We start from the raw sequence: 13560 nt of genomic DNA, 5'->3' as shown, positions 1-13560 counted from the left end.
GATGGAAAGGCCTGAAGAGATATTCCATATATAAAAAAGCTCCGTAGTTTTTACGGAGCTTTTTATTTTCTTTTAGAAATCTACTTAACTGTAAAACTAACTGCTTTATCTCCCCACATCAAGTTGACGGTTCCATCTTTACCTACCTGAAAGGTCATTTTTTCTGTAAACTGGGGAGCTTTTTTTGTGTCTAGCTCAACACGGAGCGCATCCTCCGCTTCTGAATAAACCGTACCCCACTGGTTCCATGTTTTATTAAAAATAACTGTCCACTTTTTTTCACCTGGCAAACTATACAAGCCATACTTTCCTGCCTTTAAAGGATATTTACCCTCAATTTTAGCATCCTTAGATATTTCAAAGACAGTTGCCTCATTTGCTCCTGTCCTCCAAACCTTTCCATAAGGCGCAATATCCTTTCCAACTGTTCTTCCTTTAACACTCGGCTGACTATAATTTATTGCAATTCTATTTCCGGTTGCAGTAGTTGCTGTAGCTGTCGCTGGCGGACTAGGTCTTTTTGATTTATCGTCTTGTGAAAAACCATTTACACTTGTCAGAAGAGTCGTAGCAACAAGTGAAACAAACAAAATCTTTTTCATAATCATTCAATTTTTTTTAAAAGGTATATAAACTAGCGATAAGAAACAGAATATTTCAATAAAGGTTTATCCTAAACGAAAATACTACTATTTCATTTCCATGAAATTCCAGTGCTTCTAATGCTATTAGAACTGGTATTCATGTTTTTCATTTTCACTCGCTTACCCTAACGCGTGCAACCTGAGGTGCTGGTTCTTAGTCTTCCTCTGGTGCAGAAACCCTTTTTTTATATTTTTTAGAGAGTAAGAATGAAATCTACTATTATTGCAAATATTTGATTTCTAGAACATTAAGATTAATTATAATAGATTTTAGGTAACATTTGTGCTAAAAGAAGAAATTGGAAGGGATTGTTTTTCATGCCGTACTTTAAGTTAACGATTGCCAAATAAAAAGGAAAAATGGAACTAAGCGTTGAGCGTGACCAGCCTGTTTCTAACAGCTATTCAAAAAATGATACAAACAGTTTTGAGGGCCCGAAACAAGATATAGTAGAGAAATTGAGAGAAAGAATTTTAGAGCTGGAGCTGGAACTTCAAAAGCAAAAGACAGCCGCCGAAAAAGGTGAAAAGCTGCTAAAAGTAATGTGGGGTGATGATTTCAATGATTACTCTTTGCATTAGAACCATTTCTTCTTTAAAAACATTTAAACTTGCCCTACGCCAATGTACATTTCAATTTGCATAACCTTATTTGAAATGTTTCGCCACCGTTAGTAGCTACTCCCTTTCCACTGTTTAATATTTTCTCTTACCAATATTATAGCGTTTTCTAAAAACGCCTTTATAATCGTTCAAACCTCTTTCACATTTTTTTCTGCAGTGTAATAACCTAAGAAAATAGCTGTATTTTTCAATCCCTATTTGTAAGAAATCATTTTTAATTACACGTTTAAAAGTAGAATAACGATGTCACACTTGTCACGTAGAAAATTTATTTCAAATGTTGGTTTAGCTGTTGGCGGGCTATCTGTTTCCTCCTTTTTTACTGCAAGCGACTTTGCAAACCTGGTTCCTGATATGAAGCTTGCGTATTCTGCAATTACCTGGGGCGGCAACGATGTGCAGGCTATTAAAGACATTTCAGGTTTAGGATTTAAAGGCATACAACTAAGGTCGAATGTAGTGAAAGACTACGGAACGAAACCTGGTGAAATCAAGGCTTTACTTGAACAGTATAAATTGAATTTACCTATGTTTTCGAGCGGCAATGCCAATATCAATACAGGCAACGACCAGGCCGTTATAGACAGTCATGTCGCCAATGCTACATTTGTAAAAGCCCTCGGTGGTTCTAATATACAGGTCACCAATTCGTCAAGACCAAAAGTGGGAGACCCAACTACAGAAGACCTCGTGAAGTTTGGAAAGTTGATAAATGAAATTGGAAAACGTACACAGGATATCGGGGTGCAAACCAACTATCACAACCATATGGGCCAACTGGGCCAAAAGCCGGAGGAGGTGAAAATCATCCTTGATAATTGTGACAACAAAAACGTACTCTTCTTGCTCGATATCGCTCACTATTTCCAGGGTGGCGGGGATCCTGTAACGGCGTTCAATACTTATCACGATCGCATTCATACGCTCCACCTAAAAGATGTGCACCCTGCTGCTGCCGGTGATTCCCGAGCCTACACATTTGTAGAGTTAGGCCAGGGTAAAGTTGACCTGCCCGCTTTCTTTAAAGCTTTAGACAAATTAAAGTTTAAGGGATGGGGTGTAGTTGAGTTAGACGCAGTTCCTGATAAAGAGAAGACACCTGTGCAATGCGGTAACATAACAAAGACATACCTGGAGTCTCTAAAAATAAAAGTTTAAAAAAGAGTAGTCCCAATGCAAAAGGCCTGGTCATCGTGATCAGGCCTTTTGCATTCTACCTATTGTTGCGTTTATGTAGCAAGGCTTATTTTTTGCATAAAACATTAAGCTTGAGGAAAGTGCAGTTTATTTCTACAATATAGCAGCGACATAATCTAATTGCTTTATGTGTAGGTTGCTTTCCTTATATCAATTGATCTTAAATAAGCGTTAGTATTTTGATGATAACCTTTCTACGAAAAAAAACACCTGTCGCACTTTATACAATTGTTTGTTTGTGTGTTTTTAAACCGAACGCAAAAGCACAGGACCTTCCCATTGACCAGCAAAAGTTCATTTATTTTCCGCATCCCATGAACAATAAATGGACAACTTCCATTGGTGTTACGGCTACGACTTTGCCCTACGATATCACAGAGGAATTACATTACCGGGTTCCTGCCGGTGATTTACATGTGATCAGAAAAATAGGCAACAAAGTAAATCTTGATGGAAGGTTGTCTTTCCAGGTATTGCAAAACCTGGCAACGGTGGGTGCGAGATGGACTACAGAACTTAATAACAGGGTTTCTGTGGGCGCGGGGAACGATGTGGGCTACTGGTTTGGGTTTGTAAATTTTGCTGGATTTAAGTCAAGAGGCAGTGGTTGGCAAAACATACCAAACGTTGCCATTGGTTATAGATTTAATAAGCAAGTGCTGCTTTCTCTAAGAGCTGATGCGATCATGAATTTTAATATAAAGACGTATGCAGGCAATGAGCGGGTAACAACTGACTACCGGGTTTTCAGTGGTTCATCTTATACTATTGCACTCGAACAACCCTTTTACGGCAAACGAAATCTTACCCTTGGTTTCAGGGCCCTTTACACAGACTTCTTCTGGCAAACCTGGCCAGCATTTGAAAGTTTTGATCGTAACATTTTTTTCCCTCAATTAATAATCGGCCTTATTCTATGATAAAACCGTGTTTTACCGTCCTGTTGTGCATTCTTATTTTTTCATGCAAGAAGAACTACGACGCCCCTGTTCCCGATACCAAATGGGATCTGTTTAACTCACCCAATGGAACTTCTTTAAACAACAATACCCGCAACAAGTTGGAAGGCGTTTATTCTATCGCCGACGCAACAGATGTGTTTGGTCCATCAACTGCTTTAAAATGGAGTTACACTGCAAATGGCAGAGATACAACTTATCACCTATCAATGTTTTGTGAAAAGCAGGTAGTCTATATTATTTGCGAGGGAAAGCGTCTCGATAGCACAATCTTGTTAAACGGATATTGGCGTAACATGCTTAACACCGAAACGGGCGTAGCAAGATTTACAATTAATAAAAGTAGTGGTGTTGAATATCTATTAAATTCTTCAACCCCGGGTACCAACCCCGAAACTACTATAACCGGTACGTTTGGAACAGGCGACGTTGCTCCTGACCGAACAATTACCCTGCAGTACAAGCGACCATTATATAAAGCCACTCCACTAGAGATAGTTGCTCACCGTGGGGGCGGCCGTACGTCTGATTTATTGCCTGCGTCAGAAAACACAGTCGAAATCATTAAAATGGCGTCGAGGTTTGGGGCAACAGGTATTGAAATAGACGTGAGATTTACAAGTGATGGCGTTCCGGTTTTATATCACGATGCTACTATAAACGAAAGATTGATCCAAAAGAATGGCATGATAGGGCCAATAGAAAATTACAGTTATGCGCAGTTAAACGGGTTAGTGAGGCTAATAAAAGGTGAACGAATACCAACTCTCCGGGAGGCTTTAGATGCTGTCGTGTATAATACCTCTTTAAGGTATGTGTGGCTCGACACCAAGTTTACAGGATCAATGCAGAAAGAGCGTGATATACAGGTCGAATATCTTCAGAAAGCCGCTGCCGTTGGTCGCAATCTTTCCATCACAATAGGAATACCGGATGAGGAAGTATTGAAAAATTTCCTGAAGCTACCCGGTTATCAAAACATACCTTCTGTGGTTGAACTAACTCCCCAGGATGTCGCTACAACAAATGCACGAATATGGGCTCCAAGATGGACTTTAGGATTGCAAAATGAAGAGGTCGAAAGAGTTCACGCCGCTGGGCGAAAAGCTTTTGTTTGGACACTTGACGTTCCTGATAACATCAACAAATATTTTTTGCAGGGAAAGTTCGACGGCATTTTATCTAATTATCCATCCTCAGTTGCCTACTATTATTATGCTAAACAATAAAATACTACTGCTCTATTTTTTACTGTTTTTAACATGCTTCAAAAGCTTCGGGCAGGAAGATGAGGTAACTTCACAAACAGGTAGAACGAAAAAGTATTCCTTTATTTTATATCTCAGTGGTGGTGCTGGTTACTTCCCTTCGAACACCGGTGCTCCTGCTTATCTCAAACCAAAACTCGCCAGGATTAACCCTGTAACTACTGCAAGAATAATGTGGAAACCAGACCATCGTTTAAAAGCTGGATTTGAATCAGGTTATATGACTTTTTACTCTTATCAACTCACGGATGCTAATGGCAATATGGGCAAAGTGTCGCTTGATGCTATTCCTCTTTTGTTAGAGTTTTCTGTGTCGGTAAAAAAACATTTTAATCTTTTTGCAGGACCAGGTTTTTACATTCTTAAATCTAATTTGAATTATGCCGGTACCGCAGAATCAAATAAGGTAAGTACAGGTTGGATGGCAGCTGCTGCATATACAGCACCCCTTTCAAAAGCAATTTCTTTAGGGGCTGAGGCGAAGTGGTTGTATGCGGCGGAAACAATACGAGGATCATTTGGTTTGCAGTTGCAAGCGTCATGGAAGTTTCTGAAATGGTAGCTTTTTACTTTTGATGAAATCAATAGAATAAATCTTAAATCAAAAAATCATAAATACAACGGGCATTAGCATTTAGCTCACTTCATGCATTGATGATCCCTCAAAAAATGCTGTTTAAGTCCATCATATCAATTTTCACCTGCTTGCTTTCGATGTCGATATGGGCGCAGGAAACAGATACAGCAAACGTTAGCAAAGAAATTGTTTTTGCAAGTGACACGCAAGCTCCTATGTGGATAGAAACGCTTGTGCTTAGGTCGAATAACAATCGTGCAGCAACAAAGAACATTTTTAATAACATGGTAACCCGCAACCCCGCTGCTGTTTACCTGCTAGGCGATGTGGTGTCTTTAGGCTCGAGTAATAGGCAATGGAAACCGATGGATGCCTATCTTAAAAGACTACGCAGTAAGGGCATAAAAGTAAACGCTGCGTTAGGCAACCACGAAGTGTTGGGCCAGTCAGGTAAGGGACAGAAGAAGTTCCAGGTAAGATTCCCTAAGCACAACAAAACCGGTTCGCTCGACATTACGGACTCCGTTGCTGTCATCTTGCTTAACTCCAACTTCAACTCGTTAACTACCGCAGAAGATGCAGATCAGATGGGTTGGTATAAACAGACCCTGGAAAAATTAGACGAAGATCCTTCTATACGTTTCATCATCACCGGTTGTCACCACTCGCCGTATACCAACAGCAAAATTGTTAGTTCCTCCATTTCTGTCAGGGAAAAGTTCGTTCCTTTTTTTATGCAGTCCCGCAAGAGCCGGTTATTTCTTTCTGGCCACAGTCACAACTTCGAGCATTTTCAACAACAGGGGAAAGACTTTTTCGTAATCGGCGGCGGCGGTGGATTGCATCAACCGCTTAAGCAAGGGCAAGGCTTGCTTGCCGACCTCTCGGCCAACTATAAACCCCTGTTTCACTATCTGTCGGTTCAGCGGGAAGGGGACAAACTGAAATTAATATCTATCCGCCTTACGCCTGACTTTAAAGGTTTTGAGGAAGGCGCAACGTTTGAGATTAACGGAGCAATAAATACGCTTGCTGCAATTTCAACTACTCCTACCCATCGCACTACTTCTATTGGTTTTTAGGTTACAAACAGTATATCTCCCATGATACATTGTTGCGTCGCAATACGTTCATCTAATCCACTACTATTAAGCTTTTTTTGCCCTTTTTGCTACTTCTGCTAAAAAAGCATTTGTTCTACTTTATCGTTCAATCCCATCTATTACAATTTCTGGGGAGGTCAAAACGAGAAAATGTTATTTTCCAATTAATATATATCTTGTAATAACATTGAAACTATAAAGAAATATGCGTCTGTCTACAGCCATCCTTCCTGCCTTTAGTTCCTAAAAAACTTCACTCCAATTTATGCGAGAAACCATACTAGCTAGCCTTATTATCATAACAATCACTTCTTGTGCGCCAACCCGGTTTGTAAAACCACTGGCAAAAAAACAACAGGCCGTAAATCTCTCACTTGGGGGTGCCCTCATTAGTTATAGCAAGCTGACGATACCAATGCCCTTTGTTACTGCCACCTACGGATATGGAATTGACAGTACCCTTACCGGGTTTGGTGCGCTAAATATCACTTCTCTCGTATACGGAAATGCGCAGGTCGAGTTGGGCTTAACAAAGCAACTGCTGCAGCAAAAAGGAGTCTGGCCGGGAGTTAGCGTAAGCCCCGTTGCGAATATCATCTACAGAAATAAAGATGCATCAAAAGTGTATCCGCAAGTTGATATCAATGCTTTCTGGGATTATAATAACAAGAGAAATTTCTTCTATGTAGGGATCTCAAACTGGTTTGAATTAGCAGGAAAACGAGTGTACGACCAGGAGCAGGAACATCACTGGCTTTTTAACCCAATGATCGGCGAAACTTTCGTTCGCAATAAGTGGAATTATAATATTGAGTTGAAAGTGATAGCTCCTAACATTGCCAACAACACGAGCATTGTTGACTACAAGACGCCCTTCGGATCTCATGGTGCCTTTGGAATTTATATAGGTTGTACAAGAAAATTTTAGCAGATGATTTCTAGAAATATTTTTATTCTTTCCGTCATAATTGTCACGTTTTGCTTCGCCGGTTGCGCTCGCCTCGACGACAACTTGTTTAATGCAAACGTGCATAAGATCGATCATTACCAACTAAACAATTACAAGGGCGAGGTCGATTTTACCCTCGACGCAAATTATAGCATCCCAACTAACCGGGTTAACCTTTTTACCCTGCAATCGAAAGGAGCAGATGAGGCAAGCAGCACCAAGATTTACGCCGTGTATATTGGCGACACAACTAGAATCTCCTCTGACACAGTCATCGTGTATTGCCATGGCAATAAAGACCATATGGACTTCTATTGGCCCAGGGCTCAACTCCTTGCCAACACCAGCAGCAAAAACAGGTACGGAGTATTAATGATTGACTACAGAGGTTATGGCTTATCAGAAGGTAAATCGTCAGAAAGCGCCCTGATTACAGATGTAGATGCGGGGTTGCAATGGTTGAAATCGAAGGGCTTATCCGGAGAGCGGTTAATTATATACGGATTTAGCATGGGAAGTATTCCTGCTACCAAACTCGCCGCAGAACCTCGCAGTCTAAGACCTTCAAAACTGGTACTCGAAGCTCCCATAGCATCTTCTGAAGCGTTGGTACAGGATGCATCCGCACTCGCCCTGCCTGGTTCATTCTTCACCGACTTAAAAATAAATAACGCTGACCTAATCAAAAACGTCAAACAGCCTTTTATGTGGATCCATGGAACGAACGATGATTTCCTGAATGTAAAAACGCAAGGAGAGCTTGTTTATAAAAATTACGGCGGGGCTGCAAATGATAAAGAAGCACACCTGATAACCGGTGCAGGCCATAGCAATGTGCCGGTCTATTATACTTTTCAAAAATACCTTCAGGATGTGGGGGCTTTTATTAGAAAATAACCAGCTGGCCTAAAATTTTTATGAGTCGCTAACGGAGTAAGTCAAGTCAAAACAGCGGGTACTTTAGTTGAGCCAATTGAGGTTTAAAGGTTTGCTGTTTTAAAATGACTTATTTCAAATTAGCTGAAGTATCTGTTTTCTTCCCTAAACGATTATTAAACGAGATACCATTATTGTCTTTATTTAATTCATTTAAAACTTTAATTATGAAAAAAATTTTTGTGGCAGCTCTTGTAATGCTATTGTCTTTAAATACTTTCAACGCCAGTGCAAAAGACAAAAAGCCTTTTTCTGCAGCTATTGAGAACATGACAGCGGAACAAAAAGAAGCACGTTATCTTGAAATGAAACAACGTGTAGAGGAAATTAAAAACATGGATAAATCCTCTCTTACTAAGGACGAAAGAAAAGAGCTTAAGAATGAATTAAAAAGTTTGAACCAGGAAGCTAAGGCGATAGGCAAAGGAGGCATCTATCTTTCAACTGCAGCAATTATTATCATCATTTTATTACTGATACTCCTATTATAAAAAACATTGTACAGTGCTTCAGCAAGCAGACTTTTTGAAAAACTAACTTCTTACTATTTATCTAAAAAGGAGACTAATATTTTAGTCTCCTTTTTCATTATTTAGATTAATCGCAATTAAATTTTCGTAGCCACGGTTGCGCACTTAAATTGAAAACGCAGTATCTACAATTTCCTTTTGCTCCTGTGCGTGCACTTTCGCATAGCCGGTTGCGGTTGATGCACTTGGTTGCCTGCTTATAACGCCGTAGTTGATACCTTTCAAATTCATTTGCAAGAAGCTCGCAGCGCCCATGTTCATCGGTTCTTCCTGCACCCAGAACCAGGTCGCTTTGTTGTATTTCTTATACAATTGCTCCAGTTGCTTCATCGGTAAGGGATAGATCTGTTCGAGCCGAACAATTGCTACATCGCGATGATTTTCTTTTTGTTGGCGTTCAGCCAGGTCAAAGTAAATCTTGCCGCTGCAGAATAGAACTTTTTTCACCTCTTCTGCATTTTCCACAAAAGAGTCATCAATAACTTCTTTGAATGATCCGTTAGTCAGCTCGCCCATCTTGCTATAGCTACCGGGATGGCGAAGGTTTGCTTTTGGGGTAAATACAATTAAAGGCTTGCGGAACGGCCATGCCAGCTGGCGACGCAAAGCGTGGAAAAAGTTTGCTGCCGTAGTGATATCAGCAACAATCCAGTTTAGCTCGGCTGACATTTGCAGGAAGCGTTCCATGCGCCCGCTGCTATGCTCCGGTCCCTGGCCTTCGTAGCCATGAGGTAACAGCATTACAAGGCCACTCATTTGCCTCCACTTAGTTTCGCCGCTTGAGATGAACTGATCAACCATAGGTTGTGCCGTATTGAAGAAGTCTCCAAACTGCCCTTCCCATAAAACAAGCGTATTAGGATTAGCGATCGAGTAACCATATTCAAAACCTAAGACCCCAAACTCACTTAGGAAGGAATTATAGATCCTAAACTTTCCTTCAGCACCCGGAATCCTACTTAACCTGTTATAACTCTCATCTGTATTTTCATCTCTTAGTACCGCATGTCGGTGAGAAAAAGTTCCTCTTCTAACATCCTGCCCGCTCATTCTTACATCGTTTCCATCTAGTAACAGACTTCCATATGCCAACAGCTCCCCTGTCGCCCAGTCAACCATGTTCTCATTCTCAAATAACTTCACTTTATCCTGCACCAGTTTTTCCACCTTACGCAAAGGCTGGAAACCTTCAGGCCATTTCATCAGACTATCAAAAACAGTTTTGAACTGTTCTTCGGTAATGGCAGTTACAGGCGATTTGTCAAAATCTTCTTTTGTAGCTTTCCGCAGATCCTGCCACCATAGCTCAGGTTTCTGGTACTTGTATGGAAGTGGGTTTTGCTTTATATCGTCCAGTCGCTCCTGCAGGTCGCTCCAGAATTTCTTCTCCATTTCCTTTGCAAGTTCCGCATCTATCGAACCGTTCTCAATCAATTTCTGGTTATATACTTCCCTTGGATTTGCATGCTTTTCAATTAAAGCATACAATTTCGGCTGGGTGTACTTTGGATCATCACCTTCGTTGTGACCATGACGGCGATAACAAACCATATCGATAAAAACGTCGGTGTTGAACTTCTGCCTAAACCTCGTTGCTATGTTTACGCACTTCACCACTGCCTCGGGATCATCGCCATTTACATGTAAAACCGGCGCTTGTATCATGGCTGCTATCGAAGTAGAATAATCAGCTGTACGGGCATCATCAAAATCGGTGGTAAAACCAATCTGGTTATTAATTACAAAGTGAATTGTACCACCTGTATAATAACCTTTCAAGCCGCTCATCTGAACAACCTCATACACGATGCCCTGCCCTGCTACGGAAGCATCGCCATGAATAAGAATTGGTAATATTTTGTCGTAATCACTTTCATAAATAACGTCCGCTTTACTTCTGGCAAAGCCAACTACAACCGGATCAACTGCCTCAAGGTGAGATGGGTTGGGACACAACTGAAGGTTTACTTTTTTACCTTCTTTGGTCGTATGCTCTCCGCGGTAGCCCATATGGTATTTCACATCACCACTCCCCATAGTCGTATCAGGAGTAGAGGTTCCTTCAAACTCAGAAAAAATCTGTTCGTACGTTTTACCGAGAATATTTGCTAGAACATTTAAACGTCCACGATGCGCCATACCAATTACGACTTCCTGTACACCTAACTCTGCAGACGTATTAATGATTGCGTCAAGGGCGGCGATAGTTGTTTCACCGCCTTCCAGCGAGAATCTCTTTTGTCCAACATATTTAGTATGGAGAAACTTCTCGAACATCACCCCCTGGTTCAGCTTCTCGAGAATGCATTTTTTATCTTCTGTAGAAAACGGCTTATGAAACTCATTTTCAATCTCGTTGCCCAGCCATTCAATCCTTTCCTGGTCGTTCATGCCGGAGTACTCAACGCCGACAGAGGCAGTATACGATTTTTGTAAATGGTCGATAATATCCTTCAAAGCTGCATTAGGTTTACCTATGAATTTGCCGGCTTCAAAAGTTGTATTAAGATCAGCATCACTTAAACCAAAGTTGGACAATTGTAAGTTCGCCCTGCGATCTTTTCGCTCACGAATTGGGTTAGTTTTCGCAACCAGATGGCCTTTTTTCCTGTAGGCCCTGATTAATTGAAACACGCTAAACTCCTTTTGCAGGCTTTGCGTGTCCACTGGTTTGCCATTAAGCGCTTGTCCGTTCGCCTGGCCATTTGTTGCCGGAGTAACCTTACTCACAGCAAAGTCGAACCCTTCAAAAAACTTGCGCATCTCAGGATCAACACTTTCAGGGTTGTTAACAAAGTCGTTGTATAAGTTCTCGATATATGCCGGATGCGAGTTAGTGATGTATGAAAAGTCCTTCATTTAAATTGATATTTTGCAGTAAAACAATCGTACTAATAATTCTGCAAATATCGTCCTTTAAGGATAAAAGCTGTGAATTGTTTGGGTAAAAATTGAGCTGCCTGGAGAAGGTTTTGGTTGCGGGCAATCTCCCTTCAATAAGCATTCGTTGCGTCGCACACTTCAGCAGTTACCTGCCGGTTGAGCGGCTACTCATCCTAATCACCCCAACATTTCATAAGCAATTCTTTTTGAGAAGTACACGCGTTCGGGACGTGTTACCGGCTCCTTAACTCCACAGCAACTATTACTGAATTGCCTCTAAATTGTAACCGCATTTCAAAAGCATTATACCTTACCGCGCATTTAATCGTTATTACCGTACTTTAAACGTGATTGAACAAGAAAATAAGAAACGCTAACAGGAATGTTTTTTAACTCAATACCCTTTGCTATTTTTCTACCAGTAGTATTTATTGTGTATTGGTTTGTTGCAAAACGGTCGGTTCAGTTACAAAATCAATTCCTGCTTATAGCCAGTTACTTTTTTTACAGTTGTTGGGATTGGCGCTTTCTTTTTCTCCTCGTGTTTTCAACCTTTCTTGACTATATGACAGGTTTAAAGATTTATGAGGCAGAATCAGCAAGAACGAAAAAAACGTGGCTGGCAATAAGTGTAATTGTCAACCTTAGCTTTTTAGGTTTCTTTAAATACTATAATTTTTTCACTAATTCTTTTGCTTCGCTTTTACGAGCAGGTGGTTTCAAACCCCACTTTGAAACCCTCAGGATAATTCTCCCTGTTGGAATTTCCTTTTACACTTTTCATGGGCTTTCTTATGTCTTTGATATTTACAACCGTAAAATAATACCCACCCGAAACTGGGTGAACTATTCGTTGTTCGTAAGCTTCTTTCCACTGCTTGTTGCCGGACCAATTGAACGCGCAACACATCTTCTGCCGCAGGTAGAAAATAAACGGAAGTTCGACTATTCAAAAGCAGTCGATGGTTGGCGGCAAATTTTATGGGGACTGTTTAAAAAAGTAGTCATTGCAGATAACTGCGCTGAGTTTGCGAATATAATCTTCAACAATTCCGGCGATTATTCAGGTACAACTTTATTACTGGGTGCTATCCTTTTTGCTTTCCAGATTTATGGAGATTTCTCGGGTTATTCCGACATTGCTTTAGGTACTGCACGACTGTTAGGATTTGAATTATTACGAAACTTTGCCTTCCCTTACTTCTCACGCGACATTGCAGAGTTCTGGCGCCGGTGGCATATCTCGTTGTCGTCGTGGTTTAAAGATTATTTATACATACCTCTTGGCGGTAGCAAAGTAGGAACATGGAAAAAAGTGGTAAACACTTTTATTATCTTTTTAGTCAGTGGCTTTTGGCATGGAGCAAACTCGACGTTCCTTGCATGGGGATTTTTAAACGCGCTGTATATAATGCCGCTCATTTTATCCAACAAAAACAGGCATCATGTAAAGATCGTTGCAAAGGGAAGTTCATGGCCTTCTCTAAAAGATTTCAGAAAGATACTTTTTACTTTTTCGCTCACTGTTTTTGCCTGGATTTTTTTCAGGGCAGAAAGTATCACTCATGCATTCCGCTATATCAAAAGCTTGTTTAGAGGTTTATTTGCAATATCTGCTTACGAGGAAACTTTCAATTTTTTGTTATACAAAGTTGGGCTTGCACTGCCCGTTTTAATACTATTGTTCTTACTCGTAGAGTGGCAAGGTCGCGAGCATAACTATGCCATAGAAAAAGTTGGAATCAAATATCCGAAGATGCTCAGGTGGTCTTTTTATTATGCATTGGTAATTGCTATTTTTCTCTTTACAGGTAAAGAGGCTCAGTTCATATACTTTCAATTTTAGCATGAGCAGGTTTATAAGAAATACAGTGCTTTTTTCAATATTGC

General features: G+C 40.5%; 12 protein-coding genes. 10 read left to right on the top strand and 2 right to left on the bottom strand.

The features are described from left to right. Positions 1 to 80: 80 nt before the first annotated feature. Positions 81 to 602, bottom strand: coding sequence for a DUF2911 domain-containing protein (locus SAE01_RS04320; protein ID WP_147202430.1), 522 nt, complete (start codon positions 600 to 602; stop codon positions 81 to 83). A 402-nt stretch (positions 603 to 1004) separates the two neighbouring features. Here SAE01_RS04320 and SAE01_RS04315 point away from each other — a divergent pair, with 402 nt between their 5' ends. The 9 genes from SAE01_RS04315 to SAE01_RS04275 all read left to right on the top strand — a co-directional run bounded on the left by SAE01_RS04315 (position 1005) and on the right by SAE01_RS04275 (position 8748). Further along, positions 1005 to 1226, top strand: coding sequence for a hypothetical protein (locus SAE01_RS04315; RefSeq protein ID WP_147202429.1), 222 nt, complete (start codon positions 1005 to 1007; stop codon positions 1224 to 1226). Between the two features lie 285 nt (positions 1227 to 1511). Beyond that, on the top strand, positions 1512 to 2426 hold the full coding sequence (locus SAE01_RS04310) for a sugar phosphate isomerase/epimerase family protein (protein WP_147202428.1): 915 nt from the start codon (positions 1512 to 1514) through the stop codon (positions 2424 to 2426). 221 nt (positions 2427 to 2647) lie between these two features. Next, entirely contained in the window at positions 2648 to 3385 is a 738-nt protein-coding gene (locus SAE01_RS04305; RefSeq protein ID WP_147202427.1) for a porin family protein, read from the top strand. Further along, positions 3382 to 4653 carry a glycerophosphodiester phosphodiesterase gene (locus tag SAE01_RS04300; RefSeq protein WP_147202426.1) on the top strand — a complete coding sequence of 424 codons (1272 nt, stop codon included), beginning with the start codon at positions 3382 to 3384 and terminating at the stop codon, positions 4651 to 4653. Before SAE01_RS04305 ends, SAE01_RS04300 begins: the two co-directional genes overlap by 4 nt. Continuing rightward, the gene (locus tag SAE01_RS04295; RefSeq protein ID WP_147202425.1) at positions 4640 to 5254 is read left to right on the top strand and encodes a hypothetical protein; all 615 of its coding nucleotides are present in this window, start codon (positions 4640 to 4642) and stop codon (positions 5252 to 5254) included. The genes SAE01_RS04300 and SAE01_RS04295 overlap by 14 nt, the downstream gene beginning before the upstream one ends. Before the next feature lie 107 nt (positions 5255 to 5361). Beyond that, on the top strand, positions 5362 to 6351 hold the full coding sequence (locus SAE01_RS04290) for a metallophosphoesterase family protein (protein ID WP_218029090.1): 990 nt from the start codon (positions 5362 to 5364) through the stop codon (positions 6349 to 6351). 286 nt (positions 6352 to 6637) lie between these two features. After that, the gene (locus SAE01_RS04285; protein WP_147202424.1) at positions 6638 to 7300 is read left to right on the top strand and encodes a hypothetical protein; all 663 of its coding nucleotides are present in this window, start codon (positions 6638 to 6640) and stop codon (positions 7298 to 7300) included. Positions 7301 to 7303: 3 nt separating this feature from the next. Then, the gene (locus tag SAE01_RS04280) at positions 7304 to 8218 is read left to right on the top strand and encodes an alpha/beta hydrolase (protein ID WP_147202423.1); all 915 of its coding nucleotides are present in this window, start codon (positions 7304 to 7306) and stop codon (positions 8216 to 8218) included. Positions 8219 to 8424: 206 nt separating this feature from the next. Next, complete coding sequence (locus SAE01_RS04275) at positions 8425 to 8748, top strand: hypothetical protein (RefSeq protein WP_147202422.1); 324 nt, start codon at positions 8425 to 8427, stop codon at positions 8746 to 8748. Positions 8749 to 8892: 144 nt separating this feature from the next. Here SAE01_RS04275 and SAE01_RS04270 read toward each other — a convergent pair whose 3' ends face one another. Next, positions 8893 to 11646, bottom strand: a complete 2754-nt coding sequence (locus SAE01_RS04270) for a 2-oxoglutarate dehydrogenase E1 component (protein WP_147202421.1) — start codon at positions 11644 to 11646, stop codon at positions 8893 to 8895. Positions 11647 to 12235: 589 nt separating this feature from the next. Between SAE01_RS04270 and SAE01_RS04265 the strand changes: the two genes are divergently transcribed. Beyond that, positions 12236 to 13516, top strand: coding sequence for an MBOAT family O-acyltransferase (locus SAE01_RS04265; protein ID WP_246113154.1), 1281 nt, complete (start codon positions 12236 to 12238; stop codon positions 13514 to 13516). Positions 13517 to 13560 lie beyond the last annotated feature (44 nt).

Origin of the sequence: Segetibacter aerophilus (assembly GCF_007991655.1) — a bacterium.
Lineage (GTDB): Bacteria > Bacteroidota > Bacteroidia > Chitinophagales > Chitinophagaceae > Segetibacter > Segetibacter aerophilus.
Note: the sequence above shows the minus strand (reverse complement) of the source record. Positions and strands in the feature narration are given on the sequence as shown.